Consider the following 17332-nt stretch of genomic DNA (forward strand, 5'->3'; position numbering starts at 1 on the left):
CCTTTAAAAAAAAATAAAATCCCGATTTGAAATTTTCAAATCGGGATTTTTTATGAACAATATAATTTAGTTGATTTTGATTCTGTAAGGCATTTCCATTTTCACCTCTGATTTTAATTTCTCATCGGTAAGCTGTTCCAGAATTTCATAGTTTGCTTTACCAATTTTGTTTTTGATCACTCTTGCAGAGATGTCGTCTTCATTCATGTCATCAAAAATCTGCTCAAAAGCAGTCATTCTTTTAGGATAAGAAGCAACGTTGTAAGATTTCAAGTTTGCTTTTTGTGCAGCAAATTTCACGGCATCATTTAAAGTTCCCAATTCGTCTACCAAACCGATTTCTTTTGCACGAACTCCGCTCCAAACTCTTCCGCCTCCGATGTTATCGATCTGCTCGAAAGTTTTCTTTCTGTTCTGTGTTACAAAATATACAAATCTTTTGTAAGTACCTTCTACGCTTCTCGTCATTAAATTTACTCCATAAGGCGTAAGACCGTGCAATGAAGAATAATACGCTGAGTTGGCATTGGTAGCAACAATATCAGAACGCACGCCGTTTTTATTGGCAATATCTTTAAAGTAAGGCAATACTCCGAAAACTCCGATAGATCCTGTTAAAGTATTCGGTTCAGAATAAATTTTATCGGCACCCATTGCAATATAATAACCGCCTGAAGCAGCGTAATCACCAAAAGAAACTACTAGAGGTTTTGTTTTTTTCAACTGTTGAAGTTCAAATAAAATCTCATCAGAAGCATTTGCACTTCCCCCCGGAGAATTAATTCTTAAAACGACCGCTTTTACCTTATCATCTTTCTGAAGCTCTTTAATGTATTTGATATATTTTTCAGAATAAATATCACTGTATTCATCGCCATTATTGATAGAACCTGATGCATACAAAACCGCTACTTTTTCACCAGAGCTGTCTTTATCATCAAATGAATCGATGTATTTTTGAAGTGAAACTTTGTTTAATTTATCCTTTTCAGCAAGACTTAGCTTAGTTCTGATCAATTGATCATATTCAGTTTTCTGAATCAGTTTATCTGCCAATTTATATTTTACAGTTAAATCAGGAATCATTCCATATAAGCTGTCAACAACAGTTTTGAATTCCTCAGACTGCATTTTTCTTGAAGCTGCCATCTTTGATGAAGTATTCCCCCAGATATCATTCAATAAAGTACTCAATTGCTCTTTATTTTCGGGAGAAATATCATTTCTTAAAAAAGGCTCAACAGCAGATTTAAACTTACCGTGACGGATTACTTCAATACCGATACCATATTTTTCGGCAAAATCTTTAAAGAAAGTAACTTCAGTTGCCAGACCTTTAAGCTCAATTCCACCAGACGGATTCAGATAATACTGATCTGCAACAGAACCTAGATAATAAGAAGCCTGAGAAACAGAATTCCCGTATGCATAAACAAATTTTCCGCTCTTTTTAAAATCTTCGATGGCATTTCTCAGATCATCAATCTGCGTAGTTCCTGCATTAATATTATCTGTTTCGATACTTATACCTTTAATATTATCATCATTTTTTGCTTTATGAATAGCTTCTACAGCATCATAAATCAGGATGTTTGTATTTTTATCTTTTAAATTAAAGATACTTTGTTGTTCTTCTGTAGGACTATCAATAATAGATGTCTTTAAATTAATAGTTAAAACAGAATTCTTTTTTACATTAACAGATTTCTCTCCACTCACTGAGCTGATCGCAATCATAATAATAAAAAAGAAGAAAAACACGAAACATAATATGACAATAGCCACTATATTTGCGAATACATTTTTAAAGAAACTCTTCATAAACAATCATTTTCCGATATGTCGCAACATAAGGTGGTTTTGTTACTAGGAAGTAACATTGGTGACCAAAAAAATAATATTGACACCGCTTTAAACAAACTAAGTGAGACCTGTACAATATTAAAAAAAAGTGAATACTTAACATCAGAACCCGTAGAATTTGCCAGTTCTAATATTTTTTGTAATATTGCAACAATAATATCTACTCACCTATCACCTATACAACTGCTTGATTACGTGAAAAAAATAGAAATTGATATGGGTCGGCTTACTGATTCTACAGTTTCAAAAGTTTATACAGACAGAATTATAGATATTGATATTGTAAAGTATGGTGAATTAAAATTTGTATCAGAAAGATTAGAAATCCCTCATAACAGACATCTTTTTGAAAGGGAATTTTCCAGGATATTATTAAAGGATTTATTTAAAAAAACAAACACATAAAACATATTGTATGAAATTAGGTTTATTATTATTGGCCGCTTTGCCTATTGCTACCTATGCACAGGACAGTATTTCCGTAAACTCTACCAATGAGTATCCCAATACGTTCTCTTCCGGCTCTGCAAATATTCAAAAATTTGACAATAAAGCAAGAAGATTCAGCGATTGGTCTATTTCTGTAGGTGGCGGTGCAGCATTTATGATGAACTCGGATCTTACTTCTTTTTATGATAAAAAGGTTAATTGGGGATACAACAGCTATGTAAGTATCGACAAACAAATCTCTCATACATTCGGAATAAGCCTTGCCTACCAAAGAGGTGAAACCAACCAAAAAGGAATACAGTGGGGTTCTCGTGGGTTAACAGCGGGTGTAGGAGAAGCAAAGACAAAATATGATCAGATTGCTCTATTAGCAGATGTTAATTTGTCTAATCTTCTGAGAAGAGCAGATAATCATTCACCTTACAGATGGGCTTTCCATGGTTATGGAGGAATCGGCTTAATGAGCTTCAACACATCTTTACACGATAATGATGAATTTAGATGGAGCAATTCACCTAGAAGAGTACCTTTGTTTATAGATCAAAAACTTGATATTAGCTCATTTTTTTACCAATTTGGTGCGGGTCTGAAATATAATGTTTCTAGACTTATCGATATCGAAGCCAGAGCAATGTATGTTATCAGTGGTGATGATGAATTTGACGGTGGCGGTTATGCAGAGCCTGCAGATTACGATCCTACCAGTGGTAACTCAAAATATAACATGATCAATGATAAAAGATCAGATAATATGCTTACCGTTAATTTAGGTGTATCATTTAAATTAGGTAAACATATGTCTCACCTAACGTGGCACGATCCTTTACAAGAAGTTTATTACAGAGCAAATGTACTAGAAAATACAGCAAGTGATCTGGTTGTATGTGAGAAAGGGGACAACGATAATGATGGCGTATGCGACGACTGGGACAGAGAACTGAACACTCCTGCAGGAGCGAGAGTTGATGGTGCCGGTGTAGCATTGGATCTGGATCTTGATGGTGTCATCGATTTATATGATAAATGCGTAACTGTTCCTGGGTCAGTTGATAATAATGGCTGCCCAACCAATTAAGCATCAAATAATAATTCATTTAATTAACTAAATAAAAAAATACATACTATGAAATTAAGTTTAGCAATTGTTGCCTTAGCACTAGCTGTTCCTACAGCGAGCTATGCACAAGATTCAATAGCCGTAGTTTCTACCGACGAGTATCCAAATACATTTTCTTCTGGCTCTGCCAACGTTTCACCGTTCACTCAAAAATCTAAAAGATTTAATGATTGGGCAGTGTCATTTGGTGCAGGTGTACCTTTACTTCAATCGGGAGATTTAACTTCCATTAAAAACGGTAACGGTAAAAATCTTTTCGGTTACTCTGCTTATGTGAGTGTCGACAAAGCAATTACTCATGCTTTCGGTATTAATTTACAGTATGACAGAGGTGAAACAAGACAAGGTTGGTTCAATACAAAAGATCCTGCTCCTTCTAATAATTTAAATGAAGTAGGTGCAAGAACACAATATGATGCAATCTCTTTATTGGGAGATATTAATTTTTCAAATCTTTTAAGAAGAGTTGATAACAAGTCTACGTACAGATGGGCATTACATGGTTATGCAGGTATTGGTACAATTGCCTACAGAGCCTATCAGAAAGATGCTAACGGACAGAGATTAATGACAGAAATTAAACCTTTTAAATTTGGTTCTTTCTTCGGACAAGCAGGAGCTGGACTTAAATTTAAAGTAAACAGAAGATTAGATCTTGAAGGAAGACTAATGTATGTTTACACAGGTGATGATGAATTTGACGGTGGTGGAGCTCAATATAGCGCTATTAATCAAAGAGAAGAGCAGGTTTCTGATAACTTCTTCAACGCTACAATTGGTCTATCTTTAAAATTAGGAAAACACGAATCTCACCTAATGTGGCATGACCCATTACAAGAGATTTATTATAAATTAGATGTTTTGGCTAACAAAAACCAGGATATTGAAGTTTGTAAAAAAGGAGACGCCGATAATGACGGAGTTTGCGACGATTGGGACAGACAACTTGATACTCCTGCAGGAGCAAGAGTTGACGGTGCTGGTGTAGCTCTTGATGCAGATTTAGACGGTGTAATCGATCTTTACGACAAGTGTGTAACAGTTCCTGGCCCGGTAGAAAATCAGGGATGTCCATTGACGCCGACTACTCCGGTAGGACCAATTGACGAAACTGTGACTAACATGGAAGGAATCGAGTTTGATTTAAATTCGGACAGAATTTTACCAAATAACACACCTATCCTAAACAATGCTGTAAGCTATATCAACTCTTCAAGCGGTACCTATACCGTAATTGGAGCAACTGATACCAGAGCTTCTGACGAGTACAACCAAAAATTGTCTGAAAGAAGAGCAAACAGTGTTAAAAACTATTTGATCAAAAATGGTGTAGATTCTTCTAAATTAAACGCTGTAGGTAGAGGTGAAAAAGACCTTAAGTACCCAGAGTGTGATCCTGCTACCAAATGTCCTGAATGGAAAAACAGAGCAAACAGAAGAGTTTACTTCGAAGCTAAATAATAAAAAATTCTTATTATATAATTAAAGCCATGCATTGCGTGGCTTTTTTTGTGTCAATACTTTCCTTACATTTACCTTATGATTTCCTCGCAAGATTTTAATGAACTTAAAAATAAAACCCTTAAACATTTTTGGGGTTACGATCAATTTAGAGATGCGCAAGAACAGATTATAGACTCTGTTATTAACAGAAAAGACACCTTAGTTCTTCTTCCCACCGGTGCCGGAAAATCATTATGTTATCAGCTTCCCGCTTTGCTTCAGGAAGGAACTTGTCTTGTCATTTCACCTTTATTGGCATTGATGAAAGATCAGGTCAACCAATTAAAATTCAGAGGAATTGAAGCAGAATATCTTAGTTCGGAATTGGATGAGTTTGATGCCGAAGTCATTTATAACAGATGCAAAGACGGCCTCACAAAATTATTATATGTCTCACCCGAAAGATTAACCAATAAATTATTTATTCAACAAATTGAGGAAATTCAGTTGTCATTTATTGCAGTCGATGAAGCGCACTGTATTTCAGAATGGGGACAAGATTTCAGACCCAGTTATCAGAACATTAAAGATTTCAGAAAAAACAATCCGGAAATTACGTGTCTTGCATTAACCGCAACGGCAACTCCAAAAGTTTTAGATGAAATTAAAAATAAACTGGAACTTAAAGATCCACAGGTATTTCAAAAAAGTTTCAAAAGAGACAATATTAAAATTTTCACCGAAGAGATTTCAGATAAATATCAAAAGGTTTTTAACATCCTTAAATACGCTAAAGAGTCGGGAATCATCTATGTGAGAACCCGAAAAGATGCCGAATTACTCACTGAATTTCTTCACAGACATAAGATTCAGAATGTTGATTATTTCCATGCAGGGTTATCAACAAAAGAAAAAAACGAAAGACAAAATTTCTGGAACAACAGTGATCAAAATGTATTAATCTCAACCAATGCTTTTGGGATGGGAATCGATAAAGATAATGTACGCTTCGTCATTCACTTCTCTCCTTCTCAGTCGATTGAAAATTATTATCAGGAAATAGGGCGTGCCGGAAGAGATGGAAAAAAAAGTTATGCATTCATGCTTTGGAACAAACAGGAGATTTCAAATTTTGATCAAATTCTAAGAAATCAGATTCCAAATAAAGCTGAGTTTCTAAAGATTATCTCTTATTTGTATTCCAAATTTCAGGTGGCTGAATTTGAGCTTCCCGAAAAAGTTTTCCAATTAAATGCTTCAGGAATCCAAAGTTTCACGAAACTTTCAACAGCGAAGATTAAAAACGTTCTGAATTTCCTTCATACCCAGGAAATCATTTTCCACAACAGCAACAAAAGTTTATCGTCACTCGAACTTTTAATTAAGCCTGATGAAATTGATCAGCTTCCCCAGAAAGATGCTTATTTTATCGAACTTCTTTTGCGTTCCGTTTCAGGAATTACAACACACAAAGTGATGTTTAGCGAGCAAAATGTAAGCAATAAAATAGGAGTGAGTATTCATCTGATCAAAGAACGTCTGAAAGAATTACAGCAGAAAAATTATCTTGAATATATTGATGGAGCTTTGGCAAGTGTAAAATTTTTGAAACCACGGGACGAAAGAGCTATCAACAGCCTATATTGGAATCTTTTTGAGCATATTCAGAAAAACAAAATCCAGAAATGGGAAGAGATGAAATTTTTCATCGAGGACAATCAATACTGCAAAATGAAATTGATCCTCTCCTACTTTGGCGAAAAAAACACTAAAAACTGCGGACAATGCACTGTATGCGAAAAAAACAAACAATCTATCTTTGGTAAAAATGTTTCTCTGGAAATCTTGAATGTTTTAAATAAAAAGCCAGCAACTATTGAAGAAATTTCTGTGCAGTTACAATTTCAGACCAAAGAAAATATATTAGAAAATCTTATTTTCTTATTAGATTCCGGAAAAGTAAAAATGCTGAATTTTAGAACGTATGCGTTGACATAAGTAATAAGTAATAACAATTAAAAAATTCATAACTCATAATTTCTAACTTATAACTCAAGAGTTTATCTTTGCATTATGAAATCATTGAAAGTCGTTTTTTTGGGCACTCCGGAGTTTGCAAAGACTGCATTGGAAGCCATTCATCAATCTCATCACGAAGTTGTAGGCGTTGTAACCGTTGCCGATAAAGCAAGCGGACGAGGACAAAAGATCAATCAGTCTCCTGTAAAAATTTATACTTCCGAAAACAATATTCCTGTTTTTCAACCTGAAAAATTGAGAAATCCTGAATTTTTAGAAGAATTAAGAAAATTAGATGCTGATGTTTTTGTAGTAGTCGCTTTCAGAATGATGCCTAAAGTATTGTTTGAAATGCCAAAAATGGGAACTTTCAATCTTCATGCTTCATTGCTTCCAGATTACAGAGGTGCCGCTCCAATTAATTATGCGGTAATTAACGGTGAAGAAAAAACTGGTGCAACCACTTTCTTTATTAACGAAAAAATTGATGAAGGAAATATTTTATTACAGGAAGAAATTCCGGTTTTAGAAAATGAAAATGCAGGAAGTTTGCACGACAGATTAATGGAAATGGGTTCAAAATTGGTGGTAAAAACATTGGATGGACTAGCAGAAAATTCAATCATAGAAAAACCTCAGCCTGAAGTAGAACATCCTAAAAATGCTTTTAAAATCTTCAAAGAAGACACCAGAATCGACTGGACGAAAAATTCAAAAGAAGTTCATCAGTTTATTTTAGGAATGTCGCCTTATCCGGCAGCTTTCACGACTTTAAAAATTGGTGAAGAAGAAAAAGGATTAAAAATATACAACGGAAAATTTGAACTTTCAGATCACGGAAAACCAATCGGAAGTTTAGAAATTTCAAAAAATGAATTTAAAATCTATACAAAAGACGGAATGTATTTCCCTTCAGAATTACAGTTGGAAGGAAAGAAAAGAATGAATGTTAAAGATTTTCTAAACGGATTTAGAAATTTCGACGAAATAAAAATGGCTTGAGAAAATCAAGCCATTTTTTATTGTGAATAGTGAATTTTCTCTGAAGTCAATTAATTTCATTGTCAATTCAAAAACTGCAACAAATTCACTTGCGAAGCAAAATTGACTTTTGACAATTCACATTTTAATATTTCACTTTTAAAGTTGAACCATCTCTGTCACCTCAACATCATAACCTCCAACCTGAGGTTTTACAGTAGGATTTTGAGTGATTACTTTAAATTTATTAATTCCTAAATTTTTCAGAATCTGAGTTCCGATTCCGTAATCTCTGTAATTGAAAGCAGCAGTTGGATGCTTTTGCTGTCCGTCCTGATAATTTAAAAACTGCTGTAATTTTTTTAGTGTATTTTCAGAATTAGATACATTATTAATAAAAATTATCGCTCCTTTTCCTGCTTCATTCACCATTGATGTTACTTTTTCCAACAATGGTTTTTCACCGTTATTTAATCTTGTCAACACATCAAAATAAGAATCAGAAGACTGTACTCTCACCAAAACCGGCTCATCTACAGCCCAGCTCCCTTTTGTTAAAGCAAAGTGGATCTGATCGTTTGAGGTTTCTCTGAAAGCAAAAAAGTCAAATTCACCATAAGCAGTGTTTACTTTTCTTTCTTCCAGTCTTTCGATAAGATTTCCTTTTTTAAGCTGATAATGAATCAGATCTTCAATAGATACGATCTTCATATCATGTTTCTGAGCAAAAGCAAACAATTCCGGCAAACGAGACATCGATCCGTCTTCATTCATAATCTCACAGATCACTCCACCTTCTTTCAAACCTGCAAGACAAGTAAGATCGATTGCTGCTTCGGTGTGGCCCGCTCTTTTCAGAACGCCACCTTTTCTTGCACGAAGAGGGAAAATATGACCCGGACGCATAAAATCTGTAGGCTTAGACTTTTCATTCATCAAAGCTAAAACGGTTTTTGCTCTGTCCTGAGCAGAAATTCCGGTAGAAGTTCCGTCACCTAAAAGGTCTACAGAAACGGTAAATGCAGTCTCTTTAGGATCGCTGCTTCGGCTTACCATTACATCTAATCCTAATTCATCACATCTTTTTTCAGGAAGCGGCATACAAATAAGCCCTCTTCCGTGAACAGCCATAAAATTGATCAGTTCAGGTGTCGTTAGTTCGGCAGCACAAAGAAAATCACCTTCATTTTCTCTGTCTTCATCGTCTACCACTATGATTATTTTACCATTTTTAAGGTCTTCAATGGCCTCAGGAATAGTATTTAATTTAATATCAGACATTTTTACTTTAAATTTTCGCAAAGATACTCATAAAAATAAGCATCAACAATTAATATGAGCGGTTTGTGCGACCGCTTTCGCTTAACTATAAAAGTTGCAGAAGATTTTAACACATGAGTCATATAAGTTTTTAGCCAAAGCTTTGAAATATTGAGAATACATAATTTTCAAAATGTTTGATTTTCATTTTAAACTTAAAAATATCTGCGTCAATCTGTGAAATCTGCGGGATTTAAAATTAAAACAAAGAATCTGTGGCTTTCCTTATAATCTCATACGATTCCAGTCTTTTCTGGTGGTCATAGATATGAGAATTGATCATCAATTCATCCACCTGATATTTTTCCTGAAAGTTTTTAATCTGTTCAGCAATTTCATCTTGATTTCCGATAAAACTAAATTTTAATTTCTGTAAAACCATCGATTTTTCCGTCGCCGACCAAACAGTATCCATATCTTCAATCGGTGCTGGAAAAGGTTTCCTGTCGTTTCTGATAATATTAATGAACGCCTGAAATAAAGTCGTAGAAAGAAAGTGTGCTTCTTCAGAAGTTTCTGCAGCAACACCGTTCACACAAGCCAAAACATAAGGTTTGTCTAAATATTTTGAAGGCTCAAAATGTTCTCTATAAATTTTAAAAGCCATATCCATTTGTTCAGGAGCAAAATGTCCTGCAAAAGCATACGGAAGACCCAATTCTGCAGCCAACCAGGCGCTATCTGTACTAGAACCGAGAATATACATCGGAATATCTAAACCCTCACCCGGAATTGCACGAACCAAAGCATTTGAATTTTCTTTGGAAAAGTATTTCTGCAATTCTAAAATCTGTCTCGGGAATTGCTCATTGATGATTGCCGGATTTCTTCCTAAAGCCTGCGCCGTCAGACCATCTGTTCCCGGAGCTCTTCCCAAACCAAGATCAATTCTTCCCGGGAAAAGTGATTCTAAAGTTCCGAATTGTTCGGCAATAACTAAAGAGCTGTGATTTGGAAGCATAATTCCTCCAGAGCCGACTCTTATTTTTTTTGTTCCGTTGGCGATAAAACCTATCAAAACCGAGGTTGCGGAACTGGCAATGCTTTCCATATTGTGATGTTCGGCAAGCCAGAATCTTTTATAATCTAAATTTTCAGCAAAGTTTGCCAAAGACAGACTGTCCTGAAAAGTATCGTGAATGGTTTTCCCCTGTTTTACGGGAGCCAAATCAAGCACGGATATATTAAAATTTTTCATTTATTAAATTTAACCAAGCAAAGTTAAGGCTAATAAATTGCATTGGTTACTTTTTGTAATTGATGGAATTGATTGGTGTGTTGTGGGAAAAACTATTAGAAGTTGTACAATATTTTTATATTTAAGGTAAAATTTTTACGTAATGATATATTCACAAAATAAAATTGAATTCATTATAAAAGATGGGAGTTCTTCAAACTTTCATGAAGAAATTATTCACAATAAAAATTCAAGAAGATATAAACTTAATTTAACTACGTCCCAATATCACGAAACGAGAATTTTCTGGAACTTATCATCATCAAAATTTAGAGACGATCTTGGATTTGAATTCTATCAATACCAATCATCACGAAACAAATTAAATAACGGACTTTTGGCCGAAACAATTGTTTCATTACTGAATTCCACAAAAATTTTTGGAAATTATTCAGCACAAAAAAATGATTTTTTGAAAATTTGGCTAGAATACAAACATCCTATAATCCACAATAAATCAAGGCCTTATATTGGAGATTTTATTTCATTCATCTATAATAAAGAATGGAAAATAAACAATGGTTATGATCATACTGATTTTGAATATGAAACATTACAGGAAGGTGAAATAATATTATTTTAGCTATTATTTTTCTCCTTCTGATACGTAAAATGATTAATCAAAATCCTAATTTCATTAAATTCAAAATCATTTGGTAACGCAGTTTTCCATTCATTTAAAGTTTCCTTTGGATCTCTGTGAAACATTTCCTTAAACGTTTTAATTTTATCGGAAGTAATCACTCTTGCAATATCCAACAAACCTTGTTCAGCAAATTTCGCCAAATGACCAATCACCGTTTCTTTTACCAAACCTCTTTCCATCGCAATTTCCGAGATCGTTTTCCCCTCTTCAAACAACTGGAAAGTAAGAACCTGAGACGGAACTTTTGCAATTTTCATGCTGACCTCCTTATCATTTTTTTCATCCAGAAGTTTGGTTTCCAGCAAATGAATTTCCTTTAGACTGTTCAGGTATTCTTCAATATCTTCAAGCCAGTTTTTGAGTTCTTCATTGTATTGTTTTAATCCTTTGGCGCCTTTTATTTCAGCATAAAAATCTTTTAGCGGATTAAAAACTTTATCTCTGATTTCTGTAAAAAAGAAATTCACCGCCCCTTTTGATTTGCTTTCAATCTCTGACCAGTCTTCTTTCTTTTCAATAAATAGATTCACTTTCTGGAAAATAATCCGCTCCAGTTTTTCAAAAATCTTACCCAAATTCAAAACATCTCGCTTCAACTGAAGATACAGCTGATTAGATTTTGAACGGTCGATACTTTTGGTAACAATTGAAAGGTTATTCCACTGTTCTACTTCTTTTAAAAACCATTGACAATCTAGCGTACGAAGCAGTTTTCTGATGCTGTAATCGTATTTTTCCTGATTTAAAATACTTTCTACGTTATCATTTGCCTGCGTTTCGCCCTGAAATTTCAGAATACGGTTGTCTTTAAAAATAACTTCTGGAGTAATTTTAGATTTTAAAACAATTCCCTCCAACGTTCGGCAACGTGACAAGGCAACGTAAACCTGACCCGCAGTAAAGCTTTTTCCGGCATCAATAATCACTTTATCAAACGTCAAACCCTGACTTTTGTGAATCGTCACCGCCCAAGCCAATTTTATAGGAAACTGCTCAAAGCTTCCCAACACTTCTTCTTTGATATTTTTATCGGTGTCGAGAGAGTATTTTTTCTGTTCCCAAACTTCCCTTTTTACCGTAATTTCTCTTTCGCTTCCGTCAAGAATGACTTTAATTTCGTTTTCGTCTAGAGAAGAAATTTCGCCTAATTTACCATTGAAATATTTTTTTTCACCTGAAATATCATTTCTGATAAACATGACTTGAGCTCCGACCTTTAATTCTAAAAACTGCTCATTCGGATATTGATTTTCTTTAAACTCACCAAAAAGTTTAGCTTCGTAAGACTTGGGACTTACTTTTATATCTTTCAGTTTTTCTTGATTGATATCGTCTGCCATTTTGTTGTGCGAACAGAGATAAACGTAAGGTTCTTCTCCGGCTTCAAAACCCGGATCATATCTTTCGTTCAGATGATTAAAATCTATATTGGCAACATCGCCGTCACGAATAGCATTTAATATTTCTAAAAATTCCTGATCGGTTTGACGGTACACTTTTGTCAATTCAATCGTCAGTAACGGAATATCTTTAATCGCCAAACTGTCGAAAAAGAAAGGCGAATTGTAAAACATTTTTAAAACATGCTCGTCTCTCACCACCGGTGGAAGCTGATACAAATCTCCGATGAACAACATCTGAACGCCACCAAAACGCTGATTATTTCTACGAATAAATCTCAAAGAAAAATCCATCATATCCAAAACATCGGCACGAAGCATCGAAACCTCATCAATAATCAAAACCTCAACTTCTCTTAAGAGTTTAAGCTTATCTTTTCTATATTTGAAATGCTGCTGAAGATCGATAATATTATTCGCCAAACTACTGTCGATACGGTCTGTGGTCGGCAAAAAAGTACGCAAAGGCAACCCAAACATCGAGTGAATGGTAACTCCGCCAGCATTGATTGCAGCAATTCCGGTGGGCGCTACAACAATGTGCTTTTTTTTCGTTTTCTTTACAAATTCGTTTAGAAATGTGGTCTTCCCCGTTCCTGCTTTTCCTGTAAGAAAAACGCTTCGGCTGGTGTATTCAATTAAGTCAAAAAAATGATTGTTCATCGTCTGCAAAATTACGGAAAATGTGAATAGGCATAAACTTTGATTCGCTTAAAAAAAATAATTTATGAAAAATTCTCTCATTAAATACTCAGCTCTTGCATTAATCAGCGCATTTACAATGACTTCATGCGCCTCCTCAAAGTCTGCTGACAATACGAATTTGCCCATAGATATTCTGGATAGACCTGCTGATGAAAGCAGCAAAAAATATGATGAAGCCAATTTAGATAAATTAAAAAGCATCATCGAATCTGAAATCGCTAAAGAAAAATGCACCACATCTTCAGACTGGGCTTTTGCGCCAATGGGAGCTAAAGCTTGCGGTGGACCCGTCTCATATATTGCTTATCCTAAAAAACTGGAGACTTCAATTCTTACAAGAATTGAAAATTATACCCAGACCATGTCTGAATTTAATAAAAAATACGGCATTACTTCAGATTGTATGATGATTGCAGAACCATCGGGCATAAGATGCCAAGACGAAAAAGCAGTTTTGATTTATTAATAATTTAAATTAGTTTTTTACTGCATGATAAAAAATATTTTAACCGCTAAAGATTCAAAAGAAATAATAACGAAAATAAAATTCAAAAGTTTACAAAATGTAAAAAACCTACATTGTCAATCATTTTTGCAAACTTTTGAATAATTTAAGCCCAGAAAAATCTTTTGAATCTTTTGCGGTTAAAAAGACACTATTTACTAAAAAAGCTCTGAACTAATAGTCAGAGCTTTTTACATTTATTTTTTTGTGACCTTAATCTTTATACCAAGAAGAATATTTCACATAATTATCTGCAATTCTGTTCACTTCACCTTCCAGAAGTACCGCAGAAATATCTTTAATTTTTCTGGCAGGAACACCACCCCAAACCTCACCAGATTTGATATGAGTTCCTTGCGTTACCACAGAACCTGCGCCAACAATAGAGTTTTCTTCAATTGTACAGTCATCCATTACGATAGAACCCATTCCAACTAAAACATTGTCGTGAATTCTGCATCCGTGAACGATTGCGTTGTGACCGATCGAAACATTATTGCCGATTTCCAGAGGAAACCTTTCATACGTACAGTGCAACATGGCATTATCCTGCACATTTACTTTTTCGCCCATCTTGATATAGTTCACATCACCTCTTATTACTGCATTGTACCAAATACTGCAGTTTTGCCCCATCACGACATCACCAATAATAGTTGCGGTCTCTGCCAAAAATGTATTTGCTCCAATTTGCGGTGTCTTTCCTAAAAGTTCTTTTATAAGTGCCATTTAAAATAATTTGAAAATTTGATAATAAGCTAATTTGAAAATTAAATCTGAAATTGCAAATTACAGTGATAGCAAAAATCTAACTCTCAACATCTAGCTTCTAACTTCTAAATCCGTATTTTTGTATTCTCAAATTTAACGAAAAAATGCGTACGATACTTATAGAACCAACAGAAAACCCAAAAGTGATGAAATTTGTTGCTGATTACAACTTGATTCCCGGGTCTTTAGAGTTGGACAGAGATTCAGATATATCAGAAATTCCTTTGGCACAAGAGCTTTTTAATTATCCTTTTGTTGAAAGAGTTTTTATTACCGCCAACTTTGTAGCAATTGCAAAACAGGATACTGTAGAATGGGAACATGTTGTTGACAGTCTGAAAAATGTAATTGAAGACGAGCTTCTGGCAAATCCAAGAATTTACCTTCAGAAGAAAAAAGAAATGATTGAGATTTATGCTGAAATGACTCCGAATCCTAATGCAATGAAATTTGTGGCAAGCAAAATGCTGATGGACGGTTTTGTAGAAGTAAAATCTAGAAACGAAGCTGAAGGAGTTCCTTTGGCTCAGGCTATTTTTACAGAATTTGATTTTGCGAAAGAAGTATTTATTTCAGATAATTTTGTAGCGGTTACCAGAGACAATTCTGTTGAATGGCATCAGGTAATGATGGCAGTTCGTGGTTATATTGCAGAATATCTTCAAAGCGGAGGTATAATTTCAAATATAGAATCTCAAAAACACGAAAATCCTGTAGAAAAGATCATCAACAGAGATTACACCGATGACGAGCAGAAAATTTCAGATATCTTAAATGAATATGTTGCTCCTGCAGTAGAGAACGATGGCGGAAAAATTTCTTTAATGGAATATGATGCTGCCAACAAAACGGCAAAGATGTTGCTACAAGGTGCTTGTTCAGGCTGCCCAAGTTCAACAGCTACCTTAAAAGGCGGAATTGAAAATATTTTAAAACAATTCGTTCCGGAATTAGTAGAAAGAGTGGAAGCCGTAAACGGATAAAAATATTAGTAATAAGTAATAAGTAATTTTAAATACTGCTTATTGCTCATTACCAATTACTCATTACTTATATATATGAAAGGAATATTATTAGTGAATCTCGGTTCACCAAGATCTACCTCTGTACCTGATGTACGAGAATATCTGGATGAATTTTTGATGGACGAAAAGGTGATTGATTACCGATGGTTTTTCCGTGCACTTTTGGTACAGGGAATTATTTTAAATACAAGACCCACAAAATCTGCCGAAGCTTACAAAACAGTTTGGACCGATGAAGGTTCGCCATTGATTGTGATCACTCAGAAAATTCAGAAAAAACTTCAAAAACTCGTTGATGTTCCGGTAGAAATCGGGATGCGATATGCGCAACCAAGTATTGAAGCCGGTATTCAGAAGTTAGTCGATCAAGGAGTTTCTGAGATTGTTCTTTTCCCGTTGTATCCGCAATATGCGATGAGCACAACGGAAACTGTGATTGAAAAAGCAGAAGAAGTAAGAAAGAAGAAATTCCCGGGAATTAAAATCAATTACATTCAGCCTTTTTACAATAGAGAAATTTACATCGACTGTCTTGCAGAAAGCATCAGAGAAAAACTTCCTGAAAATTTTGATGCATTACAGTTTTCGTATCACGGCGTTCCGGAAAGGCACATCTATAAAACAGATCCTACAAACACCTGTAATCTGAATGATTGCTGCTCCAGAGAAAATAATCCGAGTCATCAGTTTTGTTACCGTCATCAATGTTTTGATGTGACCAATTCTGTGATTAAAAAATTAGGTTTGCCTAAAGAAAAAGTGATGGTCACTTTCCAGTCAAGATTAGGGAAAGACAAATGGATGGAACCTTACACTGATGAAACTTTAGAAACCATCGGCAAAAAAGGAATTAAAAACCTTGCAATTGTTTGTCCGGCTTTCGTTTCCGACTGTCTGGAAACTTTGGAAGAGATTTCTGTAGAAGGAAAACATCAGTTTGAGCATGGTGGCGGAGAAAATTTCCACTATATTCCCTGTCTGAACGATGAAGACCGCTGGATTGACGTTGTAAAAACTCTCTGTGAAGAGAAGCTTAATGAGTTTTATCTAGTTTAAATCTTATTTTTAAAAATACAAAAGGACATTTGATAATCAGATGTCCTTTTTCTATTTAATTCCAATAACACCCCCCCAAAAAAAACACTAAAAACCATTAATAAATTAATTTTTTAGAAAATAAGTATAATTTTAATAGGGGTATATTTTATTTTTTAAATATTTTTCATACTTTTACCCTATCAAAAGATAGACATTACCTAAAATTTTTAGAAATAATGGATACAAGTATAGAAATCTTAAAAAAGAAGATTGAAAATTTCACTCCGGAACTTGCAGAGGCATTCATTAGAATTGTTGACAATCTCGATGCAACTGTAAAATCTAATGCTTCGCAGTTTCAGCTTGATGAAGTTTCCAGCAGAATTCAGTTTCACACAGAAAATCCTGCTACGAAACTTGATTTCTTTGAAAACATATCAGAATTAGAAAAAATCTGTGCGTAATGAAAGTTTTACTGTCATCAATTGCAAAAAATGACATTAGAATGCTGATGCGGGTCTTTAATGCGGAGGAGGAAAATAAAGACAAGTATTTTTTGAATGATTTAAAAGAATCGATCAATACTATTTTGAACGATTACGAAAAATTAGATATAAAAACCAGGGAACTTCAGGTTTATAAAACGGAAAATTTCCCGGTACAGATTTATTATTTGTTTGAAGATAATGATAGTCTTTTTATAACGGCAATTTTTAAGGAAAATAATTAAGAATCCTTTTGTATAGAACTTTTTTGACATTATTATATAGTTTAATTTTTCTGTTGATGTCTAGTTATTAAGACATTAAACA

At 34.4% G+C, this 17332-nt stretch carries 15 protein-coding genes and 1 pseudogene; 11 read left to right on the forward strand and 5 right to left on the reverse strand.

The window, feature by feature from the left end:
* Positions 1-66: 66 nt before the first annotated feature.
* Complete coding sequence (gene sppA / locus EG358_RS17645) at positions 67-1821, reverse strand: signal peptide peptidase SppA (RefSeq protein WP_076560994.1); 1755 nt, start codon at positions 1819-1821, stop codon at positions 67-69.
* Positions 1822-1839: 18 nt separating this feature from the next.
* Between sppA and folK the strand changes: the two genes are divergently transcribed.
* From folK to fmt, 5 genes and pseudogenes are all read left to right on the forward strand, one after another.
* On the forward strand, positions 1840-2268 hold the full coding sequence (gene folK / locus EG358_RS17650; protein WP_076560993.1) for a 2-amino-4-hydroxy-6-hydroxymethyldihydropteridine diphosphokinase: 429 nt from the start codon (positions 1840-1842) through the stop codon (positions 2266-2268).
* A 10-nt stretch (positions 2269-2278) separates the two neighbouring features.
* Positions 2279-3382: pseudogene (locus tag EG358_RS17655) on the forward strand (OmpA family protein); the annotation flags it as partial.
* A 54-nt stretch (positions 3383-3436) separates the two neighbouring features.
* Positions 3437-4891, forward strand: coding sequence for an OmpA family protein (locus EG358_RS17660; protein ID WP_076560991.1), 1455 nt, complete (start codon positions 3437-3439; stop codon positions 4889-4891).
* 78 nt (positions 4892-4969) lie between these two features.
* Positions 4970-6871, forward strand: a complete 1902-nt coding sequence (locus tag EG358_RS17665) for a RecQ family ATP-dependent DNA helicase (RefSeq protein ID WP_076560990.1) — start codon at positions 4970-4972, stop codon at positions 6869-6871.
* Positions 6872-6946: 75 nt separating this feature from the next.
* Complete coding sequence (fmt, locus tag EG358_RS17670; protein ID WP_076560989.1) at positions 6947-7894, forward strand: methionyl-tRNA formyltransferase; 948 nt, start codon at positions 6947-6949, stop codon at positions 7892-7894.
* Positions 7895-8032: 138 nt separating this feature from the next.
* On the opposite strand, the gene ribB is transcribed toward fmt, so the two are convergent.
* Positions 8033-9154: a 3,4-dihydroxy-2-butanone-4-phosphate synthase gene (ribB, locus tag EG358_RS17675; protein ID WP_076560988.1), complete on the reverse strand. Its 1122-nt coding sequence runs from the start codon at positions 9152-9154 to the stop codon at positions 8033-8035.
* A gap of 238 nt (positions 9155-9392) precedes the next feature.
* Complete coding sequence (locus EG358_RS17680; protein ID WP_076560987.1) at positions 9393-10391, reverse strand: LLM class flavin-dependent oxidoreductase; 999 nt, start codon at positions 10389-10391, stop codon at positions 9393-9395.
* Positions 10392-10533: 142 nt separating this feature from the next.
* Between EG358_RS17680 and EG358_RS17685 the strand changes: the two genes are divergently transcribed.
* Complete coding sequence (locus EG358_RS17685) at positions 10534-11013, forward strand: hypothetical protein (protein ID WP_076560986.1); 480 nt, start codon at positions 10534-10536, stop codon at positions 11011-11013.
* Here EG358_RS17685 and EG358_RS17690 read toward each other — a convergent pair.
* Complete coding sequence (locus EG358_RS17690; RefSeq protein WP_076560985.1) at positions 11010-13139, reverse strand: helix-turn-helix domain-containing protein; 2130 nt, start codon at positions 13137-13139, stop codon at positions 11010-11012. The two genes, EG358_RS17685 and EG358_RS17690, sit on opposite strands and share 4 nt — an antisense overlap.
* Before the next feature lie 64 nt (positions 13140-13203).
* Between EG358_RS17690 and EG358_RS17695 the strand changes: the two genes are divergently transcribed.
* Positions 13204-13647: a hypothetical protein gene (locus tag EG358_RS17695; RefSeq protein WP_076560984.1), complete on the forward strand. Its 444-nt coding sequence runs from the start codon at positions 13204-13206 to the stop codon at positions 13645-13647.
* A 252-nt stretch (positions 13648-13899) separates the two neighbouring features.
* Here EG358_RS17695 and EG358_RS17700 read toward each other — a convergent pair whose 3' ends face one another.
* The gene (locus EG358_RS17700; protein WP_076560983.1) at positions 13900-14415 is read right to left on the reverse strand and encodes a gamma carbonic anhydrase family protein; all 516 of its coding nucleotides are present in this window, start codon (positions 14413-14415) and stop codon (positions 13900-13902) included.
* 146 nt (positions 14416-14561) lie between these two features.
* Here EG358_RS17700 and EG358_RS17705 point away from each other — a divergent pair, with 146 nt between their 5' ends.
* From EG358_RS17705 to EG358_RS17720, 4 genes are all read left to right on the forward strand, one after another.
* Positions 14562-15440: a NifU family protein gene (locus EG358_RS17705; RefSeq protein ID WP_076560982.1), complete on the forward strand. Its 879-nt coding sequence runs from the start codon at positions 14562-14564 to the stop codon at positions 15438-15440.
* Between the two features lie 75 nt (positions 15441-15515).
* Complete coding sequence (hemH, locus tag EG358_RS17710; protein ID WP_076560981.1) at positions 15516-16538, forward strand: ferrochelatase; 1023 nt, start codon at positions 15516-15518, stop codon at positions 16536-16538.
* Between the two features lie 218 nt (positions 16539-16756).
* Positions 16757-16984 (forward strand): hypothetical protein, encoded by a 228-nt coding sequence (locus EG358_RS17715; protein ID WP_076560980.1) that lies wholly within the window; start codon positions 16757-16759, stop codon positions 16982-16984.
* A complete protein-coding gene (locus EG358_RS17720; RefSeq protein WP_076560979.1) occupies positions 16984-17250 on the forward strand; it encodes a hypothetical protein in 267 nt (88 codons plus the stop codon). Before EG358_RS17715 ends, EG358_RS17720 begins: the two co-directional genes overlap by 1 nt.
* Positions 17251-17332: the final 82 nt, after the last annotated feature.

The sequence above is a fragment of the Chryseobacterium indoltheticum genome (assembly GCF_003815915.1).
Lineage (GTDB): Bacteria > Bacteroidota > Bacteroidia > Flavobacteriales > Weeksellaceae > Chryseobacterium > Chryseobacterium indoltheticum.